Raw genomic sequence first — 19,495 nt, 5'->3', positions numbered from 1 at the left:
CCGCCGCGAACGGAGCGATCTTCGCCTCGGCCAGCGAACGCACCGCCTCACGGAGCATCACGTGCTCCTCGGAGATCCGGAAGAGATCGAAGTCCGCCGCGCCTGCGCCGCCCGCCATGATGCCTGCCTCTTCGAAGAGTCGTGCCGGCCCTGCGGCCGGTCGGTTACCGCCGGGTAGTGATCCTAGGGCGCCGACCTGCGACTGCCTAGGACATGTGTTTCCGGTCAGTCCACGTCCGTGCCGAGGGTGTCGCCGGCCCGGTGCTCCTGGAAGTACTGGTCCGTCCGGTCGTTGCGGATCGCCTCCCACAGCTGCGCCGCCGGGCGGTCCGCCAGCAGCACCACGCTCTGCTCGCCCCGGGTGGCGAACCCGCCGAACGGCGCGTTCATGAAACGGACGCTGTCGGCACGCAGCGAGCGCAGGCCCCAGGCGAGCTGGAACAGGTCGGTGTTGGACAGCCGGTCGTCCACGCTGACCACCTCGCCGACGGTGCCCAGCAGACCGCCCAGCCGCGACGGGCTGGTGAGCGTGCCGGAGTCCATCACCTTGAGCATCAGGGCGCGCAGGAAGTTCTGCTGGCGCTTGGTCCGGTCGAGGTCGCCGCCGGGCAGCCCGTAGCGCTCGCGGACGTAGAGCAAGGCCGTGGCACCGTCCATGTGGTGGGTGCCGGCCTCCCAGGCACGGGCCTCGCCGACGCCCTCGATGGTGCGCGGAACGGTGATGTCCACACCGCCGACGGCGTCGGTGAGGGCGCGGAAGCCGTTCCAGTCGATCACGGCGAGGTGGTCGATCCGGATGCCGGTGAGGTTCTGCACGGTCTCGGTCATCAGGGCCGGGCCGCCCCAGGAGTAGGCGGCGTTCAGCTTGGCCTCGCCGTGCCCCGGGACCGGCACCCAGCTGTCCCGGGGCAGCGAGACCAGGGTCGCCGAGCTCCGGTCGTCGGAGAGGTGCAGCAGCATCATGGTGTCGCTGCGGGCCGCCCCGGCCTGCCAGGCCGGGGCCTTGGCCGCGCTGCCGGTGGTGGGGGTGTCGGAGCGGGCGTCCAGACCGACCAGCAGCAGGTTGAGCCCGCTGCCCGGGACGGGCTTCGGCTGCGCCGACTCCGGCGCGGTCGGGAAGGCGTCCGGGATCCGGTGCACGGAGGAGGCGTAGTGCTCGGCGGTCCACCAGAGGGCGCCGCAGCCGCCGACGACGAGGACGAGCAGGGCGGAGAGGGTCCAGAGCAGCACCCGGCGGGTCCGGCGGCGCCGGGCCGGCGGCTCGCGGTCGGGCGGCTCGCGGTCGGGCGGCTCGCGGTCCGGATGCTCGCGGTCCGGTTGCTCGCGGTCCGGCGACGGGTCCTCGGCGTCGTCGGCAGGGCCCTCCTCGGCACCCGGCGCAGCGGCCGCCGGTTCGAAGAGGCTCAGGCCGGACGGCACCGGCCGCTGCGCGGGCTCGCCAGACTGCTCGTCCTCCGGCTCCATGTGCGTATTGTGCCGCCGCCCCGGGCCACGCGGGGAGCTTTCGGGACAACGGCCGGAACCGGGACGGTCTGGGCGCTTTCCCCACGGCCGGATAGCATCGGTGGGCGCGGCCCGGTGGGACCGCGTCCACCCTCGCCCGTCGCCCGCCCGAAGGGGAAACCGTGACCCTCCGCATCTCCGTGATCGGTACCGGCTATCTCGGCGCCACCCACGCCGCCGCCATGGCGGAGTTCGGCTTCGAGGTGCTGGGTCTGGACATCGACCCGGAGAAGATCGCCACCCTCACCGCCGGCCAGGTCCCGATGTACGAGCCGGGCCTGTCCGAGCTGCTGCTCAAGCACGTGGCGGGGCACGAGGGTTCGACCGGGCGGCTGCGCTTCACCACCTCCGCGCAGGAGGCCGCCGAGTTCGGCGACGTGCACTTCGTCTGCGTCAACACCCCGCAGCGCAAGGGCGAGTTCGCGGCCGACATGTCGTACGTGGACGCCGCGATCGACTCGCTCGCCCCGCACCTGACCCGCCCGGTGCTGGTGGTCGGCAAGTCCACGGTGCCGGTCGGCTCGGCGGGCCGGCTGGCCGAGCGGCTGGCCGCGCTGGCCCCGGTCGGCGAGGGCGCCGAGCTCGCCTGGAACCCCGAGTTCCTGCGCGAGGGCTTCGCCGTCCAGGACACCCTGCGCCCGGACCGGATCGTGATCGGCGCCCGCGGCGGGCGGGCCGAGGAACTGCTGCGCGAGGTGTACGCCGAGCCGATCGCCGCCGGGGTGCCGTTCCTGGTCACCGACTACGCGACCGCCGAGCTGGTGAAGACCGCGGCCAACTCCTTCCTGGCCACCAAGATCTCCTTCATCAACGCGATGGCCGAGGTCTGCGAGGCGGCCGGCGCGGACGTCACCCAGCTGAGCGCGGCACTCGCGCTGGACGACCGGATCGGCGGCAAGTTCCTCAACTCCGGTCTGGGCTTCGGCGGCGGCTGTCTGCCCAAGGACATCCGGGCGTTCATGGCGCGGGCCGGTGAACTGGGCGCCGACCAGGCGCTGACCTTCCTCCGCGAGGTCGACTCGATCAACATGCGCCGCCGCTCCCGGATGGTCGAGCTGGCGCGCGAGCAGTGCGCCGGCGGCTTCCTGGGCCGGCGGATCGCCGTCCTCGGCGCCGCGTTCAAGCCCAACTCGGACGACATCCGCGACTCGCCCGCGCTCAACGTGGCCGCCCAGATCCAGCTCCAGGGCGCGCAGGTCACCGTCTACGACCCCAAGGCGATGGACAACGCGCGCAAGATGTTCCCCGGGCTCGCCTACGCCGACTCCGCGCTGGAGGCCGCCGAGGGCGCGCACGTCGTCCTGCACCTCACCGAGTGGCAGGAGTTCCGCGCGCTCGACCCGGCCGAGCTGGGCGCGGTCGTGGCCGAGCGCCGCCTGCTCGACGGCCGCAACGTCCTGGACGCCGACGCCTGGCGCGCCGCCGGCTGGACCTACCGCGCGCTCGGCCGCCCGAGCTGACGGGAATCCCGGGCCACCGGCCTTCGTTGCCCCGGGCATGACGAACTACGGCGACGAAGCGACGGTCCGCTCCATCCTCACCGGTCGGGGTGACACCTGGGCGGTGGTCGGCCTGTCCACCAACACCGCCCGGGCCGCCCACGGCGTGGCCCGGTTCCTGCAGGAACGCGGCAAGCGGATCGTGCCCGTGCACCCGAAGGCCGAGACGGTCCTCGGCGAGCCGGGGTACGCCTCCCTCGCGGACATCCCGTTCGAGGTCGACGTGGTGGACGTGTTCGTGAACAGCGCACTGGCCGGGGAGGTGGCGGACCAGGCGGTGGCGGTGGGGGCGAAGGCGGTCTGGTTCCAGCTCGGTGTGGTGGACGAGGCGGCCTACGCCCGGACCACCGCCGCCGGGCTGGAGATGGTCATGGACAAGTGCCCCGCGATCGAGTTCCCGCGGCTGGGCTGAGCCCGCCGGGGCCGGTCGGGCGCCGACCTCGCGGGCCAGGTGGGGCGCTCGGACCGCCCCACCGGGCCCACGGGGTCGGCCGTGCGGAAGGGGTCAGCCGTCCAGGCGCGCGAGGGTGGCGATGGACGGTGCCCGCCCCGCCTCGCGCAGGCGGGCGGCGGCGCTCTCCGCGTCGCGCAGCACGCGGACGGCGTTGTGCCAGGTGAGCTTGGCGAGGTCGCCCTCCGACCAGCCGCGGCGCAGCAGTTCGGCGATCAGGTTGGGATAGCCGGCGACGTCGTCGAGGCCGTCCGGGAGGAACGCGGTGCCGTCGAAGTCGCCGCCGATGCCGATGTGGTCGACGCCGGCGACCTCCCGCATGTGGTCGAGGTGGTCGGCGACGGTGGTGACGGTGGCGACCGGGCGCGGGTTCGCCTCCTCGTAGGCGCGCTGGCAGGCCATCCCGGCCGGGGTGGTGTCGAGGTGGTCGAAGCCGTGGGCGCGCATGTTCTCGTCGGCGGCGGCGGTCCACTCGATCGCGGCGGGCAGGATGAACTTGGGCACGAAGGTGGCCATCGCGACGCCGCCGTTGTCGGCGAGGCGGGCGAGCACGTCGTCCGGGACGTTCCGCGGGTGGGCGCAGACCGCGCGGGACGAGGAGTGCGAGAACAGCACCGGGGCCTCGCTGACCCGCAGGGCGTCGCGCATGGTGTCGGCGGAGACGTGCGAGAGGTCGACCAGCATGCCGAGCCGGTTCATCTCCCGGACGACCTCCTCGCCGAAGGCGGTGAGGCCGCCGGCCGCGGGCTCGTCGGTGGCGGAGTCGGCCCACGGCGTGTTGTCGTTGTGGGTGAGCGTCATGTAGCGGACGCCGAGCGCGTGCAGGGCGCGCAGGGTGGCGAGCGAGCAGTCGATCGAGTGACCGCCCTCGGCGCCGATCAGGGAGGCGATCCGGCCCTCGGCGCGGGCGGCCTCCAGGTCGTCGGCGGTGAGCGCGAGCCGCAGCCGGTCGGGGAAGCGGTCGACCAGGGCGTGCACGAAGTCGATCTGCTCCAGGGTGGCGCTCACGGCGTGGTCCCCGGCGAGCCGGCTGGGCACGTAGACGGACCAGAACTGCGCGCCGACCCCGCCCGCGGCGAGGCGGACGAGGTCGGTGTGCAGCCGGGTGCTCTGGTCGGCGGCCAGGTCGAGCGCGTCGAGGTCGTAGCCGACCTGCTCGCGCATCGCCCACGGGAGGTCGTTGTGGCCGTCCACCACGGGGGCGGTGCGAAGGACGGCCCGGGCGCGCTCCAGCAGGGCGGCGGGCGTGGAATCCAGCAGCTCAGAGGTCATACGAGCTGTTGTATCCGACCAGACTGCTTTTATGACTACTTTCCGAAGCCGAACGAGGCGGAACCCGCCACCTTGGCCCGGAGCTTCTTGCCCTTCTCGGTGGCCTGGCTGTTCAGCTCGGCCTGGAACTCGGTCATCCGCTCGGTGAGCTCCGGGTCGAACGCGGCCAGCATCCGCACCGCGAGCAGGCCCGCGTTGCGCGCGCCCGCCACCGAGACGGTCGCCACCGGGACGCCGGCCGGCATCTGCACGATCGACAGCAGGCTGTCCATGCCGTCCAGGTAGCGCAGCGGCACCGGCACGCCGATCACCGGCAGCGGGGTGACGGAGGCGAGCATGCCGGGCAGGTGGGCGGCGCCGCCCGCGCCCGCGACGATCGCCTTCAGACCGCGCTTGTGGGCGCTCTCGCCGTACGCGACCATCTCGCGCGGCATCCGGTGCGCGGAGACGACGTCGACCTCGTAGGGGATCTCGAACTCGTCGAGCGCCTGGGCGGCCGCCTCCATCACGGGCCAGTCGGAGTCCGAGCCCATGACGATGCCGACGAGAGGAGAGGTGGGGGCGGTGGGGGCGGTCATTCGGTGATCGTTCCTCGCAGGTAGGCGGCCGCGTGGCGGGCGCGCTCACGGACGTCCTCGAGGTCGTCCCCGAAGACGTTGACGTGGCCGACCTTGCGGCCGGGCTTCACGTCCTTGCCGTACATGTGGATGCGCAGCCCCGGGTCGCGGGCCATGCAGTGCAGGAAGGCGCGGTACATGTCCGGGTAGTCGCCGCCGAGGACGTTGACCATCACGGTCCACCTGGCGCGCGGCCGGGGGTCGCCGAGCGGCAGGTCGAGCACGGCCCTCAGGTGGTTCTCGAACTGCGAGGTGACCGCGCCGTCCTGGCTCCAGTGACCGGAGTTGTGCGGGCGCATGGCCAGCTCGTTGACCAGGATCCGGCCGTCCCGGGTCTGGAACAGCTCGACCGCGAGGTGGCCGGTGATGTCCAGCTCGCCGGCGATCCGCAGGGCCAGCTGCTGGGCCTCGTCGGACAGCGCGGGGTCGAGGTCCGGCGCGGGGGCGGTGACCTCGGCGCAGACGCCGTTCTCCTGGACGCTCTCCACCACCGGGTAGGCGACCGCCTGGCCGCTGGGCGAGCGGACCACGTTGGCCGCCAGCTCGCGGACGAAGTCGACCTTCTCCTCGGCGAGCACCGGGACACCGGCGAGGAACGGGGCCGCGGCCGCGTCCTCGTCGCCGACCACCCAGACGCCCTTGCCGTCGTAGCCGCCGCGGACGGTCTTCAGGACCACCGGGTAGCCGGTGCCCTCCTCGGCGAACGCGGTCACGTCGGCCGGGTCGGCGACGATCCGGTGCCGGGGGCAGGGGACGCCGATGGAGTCGAGCTTGGCCCGCATCACGCCCTTGTCCTGGGCGTTGACCAGCGCGTCCGGCCCGGGCCGGACGGCGATGCCGTCGGCCTGCAGGGCCCGCAGGTGCTCGGTCGGCACGTGCTCGTGGTCGAAGGTGATCACGTCGCAGCCGGCCGCGAAGCGGCGCAGGGTGTCGAGGTCGCGGTAGTCGCCGAGGACGACGTCGGAGACGACCTGTGCGGCCGAGTCCTGGGGAGTGTCGGCGAGGAGCTTGAACCGGACTCCGAGCGGGATGCCCGCCTGGTGTGCCATGCGGGCAAGCTGCCCGCCGCCGATCATGCCCACCACTGGAAAATTCGCGTTGCCCGGGGAAGTCACCCCGCCAGGATATCCGGGCCGGTCGGAGGCCGTGGAACCGCTCCCGCCGCGACCGCGTCCCTACTCCGGGGTTCGGCAAGGCCCACCCCGGGGGGCTGAGCCGATCGGCGGAACCGGGTAGCCTGGACGGCCAGGTCCTGATACGCGCGGTCCGATCATGTGCGTGCACGCAGGGCTCAAGGGAACCGCGGCACCCGCCCCGGCGACCTTTCGTCCCGCACGCACATGGAGGCAGCCCGGTATGGCGACGACCACGGTGTCGGACCTGGCGCAGAAGCTGCGCGGGATCAAGGGCGAGGTCGTGAAGTTCGGCATCGTCGGCCTGAGCGGCGTGATCGTCAATGCCGGTGTCTTCTGGGTCTGCCTGAAGGCGACCGGTCCGATCAACTCCCTCTCGGGCTGGATCGCCACCTCGGTCGCGATCGGCACCAACTACCTCGGCTACCGCTACTGGCTCTACCGCGACCGGGACACGGCCTCGCGCAAGCGCGAGATCACCCTCTTCCTGATCTTCAGCGGTATCGGCATGCTGATCGAGAACGGCATCAACGGCTTCTCGGTGCACGTCCTCGGCTACGACTCGGCCACCAGCCAGCTGATCGCCAAGAACGTCATCGGTCTGACCGCCGGAACGGTCTTCCGGTTCTTCTCCTACCGGACGTGGGTCTTCAAGGCACTGCCGGAACTCCCCGCAGAGCCCGCGGCCGAGCAGCCGACCGTCCAGGACGCCCCGGCCGCCGCGGTGGTCGCCCAGGCCGAGCTGGTGCTGGCCGCCGAGCGCACCCGGCTCGCCAAGGCCGAGTAGGCCCGCGCTCCCCCGTCCCCTCCTCCCGCCTTGCCGCCCCCGGCGCGGCAGGAGGAGAGTGGTGACCGAGGGCGAGCACGGCCGGCGAACGATCGAGGCCCCGGGGGGACCCAGGAGGCTCGCCATGACCTTCGTCCAGATCATCGAGTGCCGGACCGACCGGATGGAAGAGCTCAACGGCCTGATGGACCGCTGGGCCGAGAAGACCGAGGGCCGGCGGACCGTCGACCACGCGATGGTCGGCACCGACCGCTCGGACCCGCGGCACGTGGTGGAGATCGTCGAGTTCGCCTCGTACGAGGACGCCATGCGCAACTCGAACCTGCCGGAGACCGACCGGATCTACCGCGAGATGGTGGCGCTCTGCGACGCGCCGCCCACCTTCACCGACCTGGACGTGGTCCGCGACGAGCGGTTCTGACCGGTCGCGACGGCCCCGCTCAGACCTCGCGCCGGCTGCGGCCGAGGAAGAGCGCGAACACCGCCGGCCGCAGCGAGAGCAGCTCCAGCCGCCCGCCGTCCGCCTCCGCGAGGTCGCGGGCGACGGCCAGCCCGATGCCGGTCGAGTTGCGGCCGCTGACCGCGCGCTCGAACACCCGGTTGCCCAGCTCGGGCGGAACGCCGGGGCCCTCGTCCTGCACCTCGACCACCACGGACGTCCCGGACGGCCGGACCCGCAGGGTGACCGTGCCGGCGCCGTGCATCAGCGAGTTCTCGATCAGGGTGGCCAGCACCTGGGCGACCGTGCCGGGGGTGCCGACGGCGGTGACCCCGCGCAGTCCCTCGACCTGGAGCACCCGCCCGGTGCCGCGCAGCGACGGCCCCCACTCCTCGACCTGCTGCTTGACCACGTCGTCGACGTCGAAGGCGACGGCGGTGGGGCTGCGCGGGTCGCGCTGGGTGGTCAGCAGCCGCTGGACGACGTCGGTGAGCCGCTCGACCTGCTGGAGGGCGATGGTGGCCTCCTCCTTGACCGTGTCCGGGTCCTCGGCCAGCGCGGTGATCTCCTCCAGCCGCATGGAGAGCGCGGTGAGCGGGGTGCGCAGCTGGTGCGAGGCGTCGGCGGCGAGCCGGCGCTCGGCGGTGAGCATCCGGGCGATCCGTTCGGCGCTGACGTCGAGCACCTCGGCGACCCGGTCGAGCTCGGGCACGCCGTAGCGGCGGTCGCGCGGGCGCGGGTCGCCGGAGCCGAGCCGCTCGGCGGTCTCGGCGAGGTCGGTGAGCGGCTGGGCGAGCCGCTTGGCCTGCCAGACGGCGAGGGCGACGGCGGCCTGCACGGCGAGCAGCGCGACCACGCCGAGCAGCAGCAGCATGTTGGCGATCTCGTGGTCGACCGCCTCGCGGGACTGCTCGACGGTGACGGTCTCGCCGCTGGCGCCGCGTTCGACCGCCTTGAGCACGTGGTCGCCGTCGGGCCGCTGCCCGCTGGAGACGATCGCCCGGCCGGGGATGTCCACCTCGACGTACTGGCCCTCGGAGACCTGGTTGGCGAACTTGTCGCCGGTGACGGGCTCGTTGGCGGCGAGCCGGTTCTCCACCAGGGCGAGCACCCGGACGGCGGCGGCGTCCACCCGGTCCTGGGCGGAGCTGACGATGGTGCGCTTCTCCACCACCGCCAGCGGGACGCAGAACACCACGACGACCACCAGGACGACGCCCAGCAGCGAGTTGATCATTCGGCGTTTCACGCTGCCGCTCCCGACGGTGGTGGGCGCCCCCGGCCGGGGCGTCCGCTCGGGCTAATTCTTCTCGAACCGGAAGCCCACTCCGCGCACGGTGGCGATGTAGCGGGGGTTGGCGGCATCGTCGCCGAGCTTCTTGCGCAGCCAGGAGATGTGCATGTCCAGGGTCTTGGTGGAGGTCCACCAGGTGGTGTCCCAGACCTGCCGCATGATCTCCTCGCGGGTGACCACCCGGCCGGCGTCCCGGACCAGCACCCGGAGCAGCTCGAACTCCTTGGCGGAGAGGGTGAGCTCCTCCTCGCCGAGCCAGGCGCGGTGCGACTCGATGTCGATCTTGACGCCGTGCGCGCCGGTGGTGAGCTGGTCGACGTTGCCGCGCCGGAGCAGGGCCCGGACCCGGGCGAGCAGTTCGGCGAGCCGGAACGGCTTGGTGACGTAGTCGTCGGCGCCGGCGTCCAGGCCGACCACCGTGTCGACCTCGTCGGCGCGGGCGGTGAGCACCAGGACGGGGCAGCTGCGGCCGTCCGCGCGCAGCCGGCGGCACACCTCGAGGCCGTCCATCTCGGGCAGGCCGAGGTCGAGCACGACGAGGTCGACCTCCTCGCCGAGCCCGGCGGCCAGTGCGGACGGGCCGTCCTCACGGACGAGCACCTCGTACCCCTCACGGCGCAGCGCCCGGGCGAGCGGTTCGGAGATCGCGGGGTCGTCCTCGGCGAGCAGCACACAGGTCATGGGCTGATGGTAGTCCGCCGGGGTGCGGCCGTTGCCGCCGTGAGGTAGTTCACAGTGCGTGATCGTTATACGGGGGGTGTCCGAGGCCCAACCGCCACGCCCGGCCCGCGCGTTCGCCGAAGATTTTGCTCCTCGAGCTTGCAAGCGAAGGAATAATCACTGCTCGACCATGGATAGCGTGGACTGATCTCGCGCGGACTTTGCCATTTCCATACCTGATGCACGGCTTTTGTCAGCTGATGCCGCCAAATATCGCCACGTAGAGTGGTTTCGTCCACGTCCGCCTCCACCCCCCTTGGCGGACGCTGTCAGGCAAGGAACCACTACACATGGCGTCTACGACCCTGGAGCCCGGCGTACAGTCGGCCTCTCCCAGCGGCAAGACCTTCCTCGGGCACCCCCGGGGCCTCGCCACGCTCTTCATGAGCGAGATGTGGGAACGCTTCAGCTACTACGGCATGCGTGCCCTGCTGGTGCTCTACATGACCGCCTCCGTCACCGACGGCGGCCTCGGCATGAAGTTCGCCGTCGCGAGCGCCGTCTACAGCGTCTACACGGCGATGGTCTACCTGCTGGCCCTCCCGGGCGGCTGGATCGCCGACCGCTTCCTCGGCGCCCGGAAGACCGTCGCCCTCGGCGGCACGATCATCATGATCGGGCACTTCCTGCTGGCCCTGCCGGTCAGCGTGTCGTTCTTCGGCGGCCTCGCGCTGATCGCGATCGGCTCGGGCCTGCTCAAGGCGAACATCTCGACGATGGTCGGCCACCTCTACGACGGGCCCAACGACCCGCGCCGGGACGGCGGCTTCACCGTCTTCTACATGGGCATCAACCTCGGTGCCTTCGCCGCCCCGCTGGTCATCGGCACCATCGGCCAGAAGGTCGACTGGCACCTGGGCTTCGCCCTCGCCGGCGTCGGCATGGCCCTGGGCCTCGGCCAGTTCCTGCTCGGCACCCGCCACCTCAGCGCCAAGAGCGACGTGGTGACCTCGCCGATCTCGGCCGCCGAGAAGAGCGCGATCTTCAAGAAGGCCGCCCTGTGGCTCGCCGCCGCGGTCGTCTTCTACGCGGTCGTCGCGCTGACCGGCCACTTCACCATCAACTGGGCGATCTGGCCGCTGTCCATCGCGGGCCTCGCGATCCCGGTCTTCGTCTTCGCCAAGGTGAAGCGCGACAAGGACCTCGACGAGACCGAGCAGTCCCGGATGAGCGGCTACATCTGGTTCTTCGTCGCCGCCGCCGTGTTCTGGATGATCTACGACCAGTCCGGCTCGACGCTGAACATCTTCGCGCAGGACAACACCTCGTCCACGCTGTTCGGCTTCGACTTCCCGTCCAGCTGGTTCCAGTCGCTCAACCCGCTGTACATCATGGCCCTGGCCCCGGTCTTCGCCTGGATCTGGGTGGCGCTCTCGCACCGCTCCAAGAACCCCAGCACCACCGCGAAGTTCTCCTTCGGCCTGCTGATGATCGGCGCCTCGTTCATCGTCATGATGCTGGCGATGGCCGCCGCCTCCGGCGACACCAAGGTCACGCCGCTCTGGCTGGCCTCGGTCTACCTGATCCAGACCGTCGGCGAGCTGACCCTCTCCCCGGTCGGCCTGTCCGTCACCACCAAGCTGGCACCGACCAAGTACGCCAGCCAGATGATGGGCGTGTGGTTCCTCGCGGTCACCGCGGGCGACTGCGTCGCCGCCATCTTCCAGCTCGTCCTCGGTGACGACGTGGTCGGCTCCACCTGGTACTTCGCGGTCCAGGGCGCCATGGCGATCCTCGCCGGCGCGGCGCTGTACATGTACCGCCGCAAGGTCGTGCGGCTGATGGGCGACGTCCACTGACGTCGGCCCGACCGGCACCCGGGGCCGCCGTGGATTCCAGGAATCCGCGGCGGCCCCGGCCGTTCTCCCCCGTCCGGCACCCGGCCTCCCGCCTCTCGACACCTCCCGCCCGGATCTGCCTATGGTGCCCGGCATGCCGACCGACTCGCTCCCCCGCCAGCTCGCCCGCACCGGACGCCTCACCTTCGGCGCGCCCGCCGCACCCGCCGTCACCGCCGACGGCCGCACCGTGCTCTTCCTGCGCAGTCGCGCCGGCGACGACCCGACCGGACGGCTCTGGGCCCTCGACACCGACACCGGCGAGGAGCGCCTGATCGCCGACCCGGCCGCGCTCGGCGACACCGACGCCGGCGTCCCCGGCGACGGCCTCCCCGAGGCCGAACGGATCCGGCGCGAACGCGCCCGCGTCCTCGGCCGCGGCATCACCGCGTACGCCACCGACGCCACCGGCCGCACCGCCGCCCTCGCCCTGTCCGGCACCCTGCTGCTCGCCGACACCGCCACCGGCGAGGTCCGCCGGGTACCCACCGCCACCGAGGTCCACGACCCCCGCCCCGACCCCACCGGCCGCCGGATCGCCTACGCCGGCGGCGGCGCCCTGCGGGTCGTCGGGGCCGACGGCCGGGACGACCGCGCGCTCGCCGAACCCGAGCACGAGGAGGTCCGCTACGGCCTGCCCGAACACGTCGCCGCCGAGTCCATGCACCGCCACCGCGCCCACTGGTGGTCCCCCGACGGCGCCCGGCTGCTGGTCGCCCGGGTCGACGAGCGCCCGCTGCGCCGCCTCCACCACGCCGCCCCCGCCGACCCGGCCCGGCCGCCGCGCACGCACCGCTACCCGCTGGCCGGCACCGCCAACGCCGAGGTCACCCTCTGGCTGCTCGACCTCGACGGCTCGCGCACCGAGGTCCGCTGGGACCGGGCCGGCTTCGAGTACCTGACCGCCGCCGGCTGGGACGCCCACGGCCCCTACGCCGCCGTGCAGAGCCGCGACCAGCGCACCGTGCTCACGCTCGCGGTCGACCCGGCCGACGGCACCACCCGCGTCCTCGCCGAACGCCACGACGAGCACTGGGTCGAACTCCTCCCCGGTCTGCCCGCCCGGACCGCCGCCGGCTCCCTCGTCGACACCGCCGACCACGGCGACACCCGCCACCTCACCGTCGACGGCACCCCCGTCACCCCGCCCGGCCTCCAGTTGCGCGCCGTCCTCGGGACCGACGGCGAGCAGGTGCTGTTCACCGCCTCCGACGAACCGACCGAGACCCACCTCTGGTCGTGGGACCCGGCCGCGGGCGCCGTCCGGCTCAGCCACGAGCCCGGCACGCACACCGGCGTGCGCCGCGCCGGCACGCTCGTCCACACCGCCCGCACACCCGACGCGCCCACCGGCCGGACCACCGTCCACCGCCCCGGCCGGCCCGCCGCGACCCTTGTCTCGCACGCACAGACGCCCGTCCTCACCGCCCGCCCCGAACCGCTCCGGCTCGGCCCGCGCGAACTGCGCGCCGCACTCTTCCTGCCCGCCGGCCACCGCCCCGGCGACGGCCCGCTGCCCGTCCTGCTCGACCCCTACGGCGGCCCCGCCACGGCCAAGGTCTCCGCCGCCCCGCACTGGTGGGACCTCACCTCCCAGTGGTTCGCCGACCAGGGCTTCGCCGTCCTGGTCGTCGACGGCCGGGGCACCCCCGGCCGCGGCCCCCGCTGGGAGAAGAGCGTCTTCGCCGACATCGCCGCCCCCGTGCTCGCCGACCAGGTCGACGCCCTGCACGCCACCGCCGCGCTCCGCCCCGGACTGCTCGACCTCGACCGGGTCGGCATCCGCGGCTGGTCCTTCGGCGGCTTCCTCGCCGCGCTCGCCGTCCTGCGCCGCCCCGACGTGTTCCACGCCGCCGTCGCCGGGGCCGCCCCCACCGACCACCGGCTCTACGACACCCACTGGAAGGAACGCTTCCTCGGCCACCCGGACGAGCACCCCGAGCGCTACGAGGCCGCCTCGCTGTTCCCCGACGCCCCCGGGCTGCGCCGACCGCTGCTGCTGATCCACGGCCTCGCCGACGACAACGTGCTGCCCGCCCACAGCCTGCGGCTCTCCGCCGCGCTGCTAGCCGCCGGTCGGCCGCACGAGTTCCTGCCGCTCCCCGGCGCGGGCCACGCACCGGCCGACCCCGGCACGGCCGAGCACCTGCTGCACCACCAGCTCGACTTCCTGCGGCGGTCGCTGGGACTCGGCTGAGCACGACGGCGGGGCCGGGAGGGACACCCCCTCCCGGCCCCGCGCACCGCCCGCCACCCCGTCAGACCTCGCGCACGCCCGCCCGCCAGACCGCGGCCGTCAGCGGCACACCCGGCCGGTAGGCCAGGTGCACCGGCGAGGGCGCGTCCAGCAGCTGCAGGTCGGCCCGGGCCCCCACCCGCACCACGCCGACGTCCGTGCGCCGCAGCGCCCGCGCACCGCCCGCCGTCGCGGCCCAGACCGCCTCGTCCGGCGTCATGCCCATCTCCCGCACCGCCACCGCGATGCAGAACGCCATCGAACTCGTGAAGCTGGAACCCGGGTTGCAGTCGGTGGACAGCGCCACCACCGCCCCCGCGTCCAGCAGCCGGCGCGCGTCCGGGTAGACCGCCCGGGTGGAGAACTCGGCCCCCGGCAGCAGCGTCGCCACCGTCGAGGATCCCGCCAGCGCGGCCACGTCCTCGTCCGTGAGGTGGGTGCAGTGGTCGGCCGAGGCGGCGCCCAGCTCCACCGCCAGCTGCACCCCGGGGCCGTGGGTCAGCTGGTTGGCGTGCACCCGGGGGACCAGCCCGCGCCCGATCCCGGCGGTGAGGATCGCCCGGGCCTGGTCGCCGTCGAAGGCGCCCTTCTCGCAGAACACGTCCACCCAGCGGGCGTACGGCGCGCAGGCGTCCAGCATCGGGCCGGTGACCAGCTCGACGTAGCCCGCCGGGTCGTCGGCGAACTCCGGGGCCACCACGTGCGCGCCCAGATAGGTGGTCTCCGGCGTGTACGAGGAGGCGATCCGCAGCGCCCGCGACTCGTCCTCCACCGTGAGCCCGTACCCGGACTTGCACTCGACCAGTGTGGTGCCCTGACGCAGCGCCTCCCGCACCAGCCGGGCCAGGTTGGCGTCGAGCTCGGCGTCGGCGGCGGCCCGGGTGGCGGCCACCGTGGTGCGGATGCCGCCGGCCGAGTAGGACTGCCCGGACATCCGGGCGTTGAACTCGGCGGTGCGGTCGCCGGCGAAGACCAGGTGGGCGTGCGAGTCCACCCAGCCGGGCAGCAGGGCGCGGCCCGCCGCGTCGAACACCTCGTCGGCGGCCGGGGCTTCGGCCGCCGGGCCGACCCAGGCGACGGTGCCGCCGTCGATCACCACGGCCGCGTCGGTGAGCGCGCCGAGCGGCCCGGTCCCGTGCGCGGGGTCGTTGGTGACCAGGGTGCCGATCCCGGTGATCAGGGTGCTCGGCATGGTCGGGCTGCTGCTCGGGGTGCTGGTCGAGCTGCTCACGTCGGAACCTTTCGGGGAGCGGGAAGCGGGAAACGGGGGCGGAACGGAAGCGGGAGCGGGAGCGGAACTGCGGAACGGGAGAACGGGAGCGGGGGCGGGCGGTCCGATGCCGCCCGCCCCCGGTCACCCACGGGAATGCCGGACCTCAGCAGCCGAGCGCCGCGATCGAGGACCGCAGCGCACCCGGCACGTCCGGCACCAGGGTGTGCGTGCCGTCCCTGACCACGTGCCGGCCGCCGACCACCACGTGCCGGACGTCCGCCGCGGAGGCCGCGAACACCGCGATCTCCGCGCCCAGCCGGGGCGCCGGACCCGTGGTGCGCACCGAGTCCAGGGCGATCACGGTGAAATCGGCCAGCGCGCCGGCCTCGATCCGCCCCGCCTCCGGCCAGCCGAGCGAGGCGTGGCCGTCCTCCGCACCGGCCCGGAGCAGCGCGTTCGCCGTCCAGTGGCCGCGGGTGCGGGTGCGCAGCCGCTCGTCCAGCTCCAGCGCCCGGGCCTCCTCGAACGGGTCGATCACGGCGTGGCTGTCGCTGCCGAGGGTGATCGGGCACCCCCCGGAGGCCAGCTGCCGGGCCGGGCCGATGCCGTCCGCGAGGTCCCGCTCGGTGGTGGGGCACATGCAGACGGTCGTGGAGGAGCCGGTCAGCAGGGCGATGTCGTCCTCGGTGAGGTGGGTGGCGTGCACGACCGAGGTGCGCGGGCCGAGCGCGCCGCGGTCGGCGAGCAGCCGGGTCGGGGTGACACCGTGCGCGGCGAGGCAGGCGTCGTTCTCGGCGGTCTGCTCGGACAGGTGGACGTGCAGCGGCGCCCGGCGGGAGGACGCCCAGTCGGCGACGGTGCCGAGCTGCTCGGCGGGCACGGCGCGCACCGAGTGGATCGCGGCGCCGATCCGGGCGTGCTCGCGGGCCTTCAGCAGGTCGGCCCGCTCGGCCCAGGCGTCGGCGTCGCCGTCGCTGAAGCGCAGCTGCGGCCTGGTCGGCTCGGTGCCGAAGCCGGACGACAGGTAGCAGGTGTCGAGCAGGGTGATCCGGATGCCGGCCCGGGCGGCGGCCTCGATCAGTGCCTCGCCCATCGCGTTGGGATCGTCGTACCGGGCGCCGCCGGGCGCGTGGTGCAGATAGTGGAACTCGCCGACGGCGGTGATCCCGGCGAGCGCCATCTCCGCGTAGGCCGCGGTGGCGAGCGCCAGGTAGCGGTCCGGGTCGAGCGCGCCGGCGAACCGGTACATGGTGTCGCGCCAGGTCCAGAAGGTGCCGGAGCCGACCTGGACGTGGCCGCGCAGCGCCCGGTGGAAGGCGTGCGAGTGCGCGTTCGCCTGCCCCGGCAGCAGCAGGCCCTCCAGCCGGACGGCGCCGGGCGGGCAGGGCCCGCTGTCCGGCTGCACCCGGGCGATCTTGCCGCCGGGCCCGGTGGTGATCAGCACGTCCGGCTCGACCACCGGCCCGTTGGCGTGCGGCAGCCAGGCGTGCCGCGCCCAGTAGGTGGTCGGCGTGCCGTCGGCACGGTTCACTGACACGCCAGGTCCTCCAGTACGTCGGCGAGGGCGGCGACGCCGGCCAGGCAGTCGGCCGGCTCGGCGTGCTCCGCCGGGGAGTGCGAGACGCCGCTCGGGTTGCGCACGAAAAGCATGGCGGTCGGGACCGCCGAAGCGAGGATCCCGGCGTCGTGTCCCGCGCCGGTGGGCAGCACGGGGACGCCGCCCAGGCGGGCCGCGAGGCGGTCGCGCAGCGGGCCGTCGAAGTCCACCACCGGGGTGTAGGACTCGCGGGTCAGCCCGACCTCGACCCCGTCGCGCTCGCCGCGCTCGGCGGCGGCCCGGCCGATCTCCTCGACCAGCGCGGTGAGGGTGGCCTCGTCGGCCGCCCTGGAGTCCAGCCAGCCGCGCACCAGCGAGGCGATGGCGTTGGTGCCGTTGGGCTCCACGGCGACCTTGCCGAAGGTGGCCAGCGCGCCCGCGAGCTTCGCCTTCTTCCGCGCGGCGAGCACGGTGTTGGCGTAGGTCAGCATCGGGTCGCGGCGGTCCTCGATCCGGGTGGTGCCGGCGTGGTTGGCCTCGCCGCGGAAGTCGAACCGCCAGCGGCCGTGCGGCCAGATCGCGCTGGCCACCCCGACCGGGTGCTCCTCGGTCAGGCAGCGGCCCTGCTCGACGTGGAGTTCGACGAAGGCGCCGATCCGGGCCAGCCGGTCGCCGTCCGCGCCGATCGCGGTCGGGTCCTGGCCGGCCCGCTCCATCGCGTCGGGCAGCCGGACGCCGTCGGCGTCGCGCAGCTCGTACGCCTGCTCCTTGGCGAGCACCCCGGCGGTGAGCCGGGAGCCGATGCAGGCCACCCCGAACCGGGCGCCCTCCTCGTCGCCGAAGTTGACGATCGCCAGCGGGCGGGTGAGCCCCGCTCCCCGGGCGCGCAGCTCGTCGAGCGCCGCGAAGGAGGAGACCACGCCGAGCGGGCCGTCGAAGGCGCCGCCGTCCGGGACGGAGTCCAGGTGCGAGCCGGTGACCACCGCGCCCTCGCCGGCCGGATCGCCGAGCCAGGCCCACTGGTTGCCGTTGCGGTCCAGCTCGTAGTGCAGGCCGCGGTCGCGGGCCTGCTGCTCGAACCAGGCCCGGCACTCGGCGTCGGCGCTGTTCCAGGCGAAGCGGCGGTAGCCGCCGGACGCGGCGGAGCGGCCCACGGGGAGCAGCTCCGCCCACATCCGTTCGAAGCTCGCGGAGCCCTGGTCGCTCACAGCTCGCCCGTCGAGCCGTGCTCGTTCATCGGGACGCGCACACCGCGCTCGGCGGCGACCTCGTCGGCCCGGTCGTAGCCGGCGTCGACGTGGCGGATGACGCCCATGCCCGGGTCGTTGGTGAGCACCCGGCGGATCTTCTCGCCGGCCAGCGCGGTGCCGTCGGCGACGGTGACCTGGCCGGCGTGGATCGAGCGGCCGATGCCGACGCCGCCGCCGTGGTGGATGGAGACCCAGGACGCGCCGGAGGCGACGTTGACCATGGCGTTGAGCAGCGGCCAGTCGGCGATCGCGTCGGAGCCGTCCAGCATCGCCTCGGTCTCCCGGTAGGGGGAGGCGACCGAGCCGCAGTCCAGGTGGTCGCGGCCGATGACGATCGGGGCGGACAGCTCGCCGGAGGCGACCATGTCGTTGAAGCGCTCGCCGGCCTTGTCGCGCTCGCCGTAACCGAGCCAGCAGATCCGCGCGGGCAGGCCCTGGAAGTGCACCTTCTCCTGGGCCATCCTGATCCAGCGGTGCAGCGACTCGTTCTCCGGGAAGAGGTCGAGCACGGCCTTGTCGGTCTTGGCGATGTCCTGCGGGTCGCCGGACAGGGCGGCCCAGCGGAACGGGCCCTTGCCCTCGCAGAACAGCGGCCGGATGTACGCGGGGACGAAGCCGGGGAAGGCGAAGGCGCGGTCGTAGCCGGCCAGCTGGGCCTCGCCGCGGATCGAGTTGCCGTAGTCGAAGACCTCGGCGCCGCGGTCCTGGAAGCCGACCATCGCCTCGACGTGCCTGGCCATCGACTCGCGCGAGCGGGTGGTGAACTCGGCGGGCTTCTCGGCCGCGTAGGTGGCCATGTCGTCGAAGGAGACGCCGACCGGCAGGTAGCTCAGCGGGTCGTGGGCGCTGGTCTGGTCGGTGACGATGTCGATCGGCGCGTCCATCGCCAGCAGCTGCGGGAACAGCTCGGCGGCGTTGCCCAGCAGGCCGATGGAGAGCGGCTGCTTCTTGTCGCGGGCGGCGGTGGCGAGCTCCAGCGCGTGGGAGAGGTTCTTGGCCTCGACGTCCAGGTAGCGGTGCTCGATCCGGCGGGAGATCCGGGACGGGTCGCAGTCGATGCAGATCGCCACGCCGCCGTTCATGGTGACGGCCAGCGGCTGGGCGCCGCCCATGCCGCCGAGGCCGGCGGTGAGGGTGATGGTGCCCGCGAGGGTGCCGTCGAAGCGCTTGTTGGCGACGGCGGCGAAGGTCTCGTAGGTGCCCTGGAGGATGCCCTGGGTGCCGATGTAGATCCAGGAACCGGCGGTCATCTGGCCGTACATGGTGAGCCCGAGGCTCTCCAGGCGGCGGAACTCCTCCCAGTTGGCCCAGTCGCCGACCAGGTTGGAGTTGGCGATCAGCACCCGCGGCGCCCACTCGTGGGTCTGCATGACGCCGACCGGCCGGCCGGACTGGACCAGCATGGTCTCGTCCTGCTTCAGGCCCTCGAGGGTGCGCACCATGGCGTCGAAGGAGCGCCAGTCGCGCGCGGCCTTGCCGGTGCCGCCGTAGACGACCAGCTTGGAGGGGTGCTCGGCGACCTCGGGGTCGAGGTTGTTCATGAGCATCCGCAGGGCGGCCTCCTGCTGCCACCCCTGCGTGGTCAGCCCGGTCCCCCGCGCCGCCCGCACCTCTCGCGGCCCACTCGCCTGCTGCACCATGTCCCGGCCTCCTTGCGGATGAATTCATTCAGGCTCGACTTCGCTGAATATATCCAAACATTCAGC

General features: G+C 73.3%; 15 protein-coding genes and 2 pseudogenes. 6 read left to right on the top strand and 11 right to left on the bottom strand.

What is annotated here, in order from left to right; all coding sequences use genetic code 11:
• Together ACIPYS_RS37635 and ACIPYS_RS37630 are read right to left on the bottom strand one after the other, a co-directional pair.
• A pseudogene (locus ACIPYS_RS37635) lies at window positions 1–118 on the bottom strand (acyl-CoA dehydrogenase); the annotation flags it as partial.
• Between the two features lie 107 nt (window positions 119–225).
• Window positions 226–1,464 (bottom strand): LCP family protein, encoded by a 1,239-nt coding sequence (locus ACIPYS_RS37630; RefSeq protein ID WP_400754777.1) that lies wholly within the window; start codon window positions 1,462–1,464, stop codon window positions 226–228.
• A gap of 161 nt (window positions 1,465–1,625) precedes the next feature.
• Here ACIPYS_RS37630 and ACIPYS_RS37625 point away from each other — a divergent pair, with 161 nt between their 5' ends.
• Both ACIPYS_RS37625 and ACIPYS_RS37620 read left to right on the top strand, forming a co-directional pair.
• On the top strand, window positions 1,626–2,963 hold the full coding sequence (locus ACIPYS_RS37625; RefSeq protein WP_030393457.1) for a UDP-glucose/GDP-mannose dehydrogenase family protein: 1,338 nt from the start codon (window positions 1,626–1,628) through the stop codon (window positions 2,961–2,963).
• A 37-nt stretch (window positions 2,964–3,000) separates the two neighbouring features.
• Window positions 3,001–3,414, top strand: coding sequence for a CoA-binding protein (locus tag ACIPYS_RS37620; protein WP_400754773.1), 414 nt, complete (start codon window positions 3,001–3,003; stop codon window positions 3,412–3,414).
• Between the two features lie 93 nt (window positions 3,415–3,507).
• On the opposite strand, the gene ACIPYS_RS37615 is transcribed toward ACIPYS_RS37620, so the two are convergent.
• Genes ACIPYS_RS37615 through ACIPYS_RS37605 form a run of 3 tightly spaced genes read right to left on the bottom strand, consistent with a single transcriptional unit; the run spans window position 3,508 to window position 6,457 of the window.
• Entirely contained in the window at window positions 3,508–4,725 is a 1,218-nt protein-coding gene (locus ACIPYS_RS37615) for a dipeptidase (RefSeq protein ID WP_400754770.1), read from the bottom strand.
• Window positions 4,726–4,760: 35 nt separating this feature from the next.
• A complete protein-coding gene (gene purE, locus ACIPYS_RS37610) occupies window positions 4,761–5,303 on the bottom strand; it encodes a 5-(carboxyamino)imidazole ribonucleotide mutase (protein WP_093861839.1) in 543 nt (180 codons plus the stop codon).
• On the bottom strand, window positions 5,300–6,457 hold the full coding sequence (locus tag ACIPYS_RS37605; RefSeq protein ID WP_286158581.1) for a 5-(carboxyamino)imidazole ribonucleotide synthase: 1,158 nt from the start codon (window positions 6,455–6,457) through the stop codon (window positions 5,300–5,302). The genes purE and ACIPYS_RS37605 overlap by 4 nt, the downstream gene beginning before the upstream one ends.
• Window positions 6,458–6,698: 241 nt before the next feature.
• Between ACIPYS_RS37605 and ACIPYS_RS37600 the strand changes: the two genes are divergently transcribed.
• Complete coding sequence (locus ACIPYS_RS37600; RefSeq protein ID WP_159424983.1) at window positions 6,699–7,262, top strand: GtrA family protein; 564 nt, start codon at window positions 6,699–6,701, stop codon at window positions 7,260–7,262.
• A 124-nt stretch (window positions 7,263–7,386) separates the two neighbouring features.
• Window positions 7,387–7,677 (top strand): annotated as a pseudogene (locus ACIPYS_RS37595) (ester cyclase); the annotation flags it as partial.
• A 25-nt stretch (window positions 7,678–7,702) separates the two neighbouring features.
• Here ACIPYS_RS37595 and ACIPYS_RS37590 read toward each other — a convergent pair.
• Both ACIPYS_RS37590 and ACIPYS_RS37585 read right to left on the bottom strand, forming a co-directional pair.
• Window positions 7,703–8,950: an ATP-binding protein gene (locus tag ACIPYS_RS37590; protein ID WP_093861837.1), complete on the bottom strand. Its 1,248-nt coding sequence runs from the start codon at window positions 8,948–8,950 to the stop codon at window positions 7,703–7,705.
• 51 nt (window positions 8,951–9,001) lie between these two features.
• Window positions 9,002–9,676: a response regulator transcription factor gene (locus ACIPYS_RS37585; RefSeq protein WP_030300686.1), complete on the bottom strand. Its 675-nt coding sequence runs from the start codon at window positions 9,674–9,676 to the stop codon at window positions 9,002–9,004.
• Between the two features lie 329 nt (window positions 9,677–10,005).
• On the opposite strand from ACIPYS_RS37585, the gene ACIPYS_RS37580 reads away from it, so the two are divergent.
• Window positions 10,006–11,514 carry a peptide MFS transporter gene (locus ACIPYS_RS37580; protein ID WP_093861836.1) on the top strand — a complete coding sequence of 503 codons (1,509 nt, stop codon included), beginning with the start codon at window positions 10,006–10,008 and terminating at the stop codon, window positions 11,512–11,514.
• Window positions 11,515–11,647: 133 nt separating this feature from the next.
• Window positions 11,648–13,750 carry a prolyl oligopeptidase family serine peptidase gene (locus ACIPYS_RS37575; RefSeq protein WP_400754763.1) on the top strand — a complete coding sequence of 701 codons (2,103 nt, stop codon included), beginning with the start codon at window positions 11,648–11,650 and terminating at the stop codon, window positions 13,748–13,750.
• Window positions 13,751–13,811: 61 nt separating this feature from the next.
• Here the strand turns inward: ACIPYS_RS37575 and hutI are convergent, their stop codons facing one another.
• The 4 genes from hutI to hutU form a co-directional block, all read right to left on the bottom strand.
• Complete coding sequence (gene hutI / locus ACIPYS_RS37570) at window positions 13,812–14,981, bottom strand: imidazolonepropionase (protein WP_093865085.1); 1,170 nt, start codon at window positions 14,979–14,981, stop codon at window positions 13,812–13,814.
• A gap of 184 nt (window positions 14,982–15,165) precedes the next feature.
• Window positions 15,166–16,539, bottom strand: coding sequence for a formimidoylglutamate deiminase (locus tag ACIPYS_RS37565; RefSeq protein WP_400754760.1), 1,374 nt, complete (start codon window positions 16,537–16,539; stop codon window positions 15,166–15,168).
• On the bottom strand, window positions 16,530–17,714 hold the full coding sequence (locus ACIPYS_RS37560) for an allantoate amidohydrolase (protein WP_093865084.1): 1,185 nt from the start codon (window positions 17,712–17,714) through the stop codon (window positions 16,530–16,532). Before ACIPYS_RS37560 ends, ACIPYS_RS37565 begins: the two co-directional genes overlap by 10 nt.
• Before the next feature lie 29 nt (window positions 17,715–17,743).
• Window positions 17,744–19,429, bottom strand: coding sequence for a urocanate hydratase (gene hutU, locus ACIPYS_RS37555; protein ID WP_093861834.1), 1,686 nt, complete (start codon window positions 19,427–19,429; stop codon window positions 17,744–17,746).
• Window positions 19,430–19,495: the final 66 nt, after the last annotated feature.

Source organism: Kitasatospora sp. NPDC089913 (genome assembly GCF_044748625.1).
Lineage (GTDB): Bacteria > Actinomycetota > Actinomycetes > Streptomycetales > Streptomycetaceae > Kitasatospora.
Note: the sequence above shows the minus strand (reverse complement) of the source record. Positions and strands in the feature narration are given on the sequence as shown.

Excerpts from the sequence above, each read along its gene's own strand:
- ACIPYS_RS37630 (WP_400754777.1), bottom strand. The coding sequence starts at position 1,464 with ATGGAGCCGGAGGACGAGCAGTCTGGCGAGCCCGCGCAGCGGCCGGTG.
- ACIPYS_RS37620 (WP_400754773.1), top strand. The coding sequence starts at position 3,001 with ATGACGAACTACGGCGACGAAGCGACGGTCCGCTCCATCCTCACCGGT.
- ACIPYS_RS37615 (WP_400754770.1), bottom strand. The coding sequence starts at position 4,725 with ATGACCTCTGAGCTGCTGGATTCCACGCCCGCCGCCCTGCTGGAGCGC.
- purE (WP_093861839.1), bottom strand. The coding sequence starts at position 5,303 with ATGACCGCCCCCACCGCCCCCACCTCTCCTCTCGTCGGCATCGTCATG.
- ACIPYS_RS37600 (WP_159424983.1), top strand. The coding sequence starts at position 6,699 with ATGGCGACGACCACGGTGTCGGACCTGGCGCAGAAGCTGCGCGGGATC.
- ACIPYS_RS37585 (WP_030300686.1), bottom strand. The coding sequence starts at position 9,676 with ATGACCTGTGTGCTGCTCGCCGAGGACGACCCCGCGATCTCCGAACCG.
- ACIPYS_RS37580 (WP_093861836.1), top strand. The coding sequence starts at position 10,006 with ATGGCGTCTACGACCCTGGAGCCCGGCGTACAGTCGGCCTCTCCCAGC.
- ACIPYS_RS37575 (WP_400754763.1), top strand. The coding sequence starts at position 11,648 with ATGCCGACCGACTCGCTCCCCCGCCAGCTCGCCCGCACCGGACGCCTC.
- hutI (WP_093865085.1), bottom strand. The coding sequence starts at position 14,981 with ATGCCGAGCACCCTGATCACCGGGATCGGCACCCTGGTCACCAACGAC.
- ACIPYS_RS37560 (WP_093865084.1), bottom strand. The coding sequence starts at position 17,714 with ATGTGGGCGGAGCTGCTCCCCGTGGGCCGCTCCGCCGCGTCCGGCGGC.
- hutU (WP_093861834.1), bottom strand. The coding sequence starts at position 19,429 with ATGGTGCAGCAGGCGAGTGGGCCGCGAGAGGTGCGGGCGGCGCGGGGG.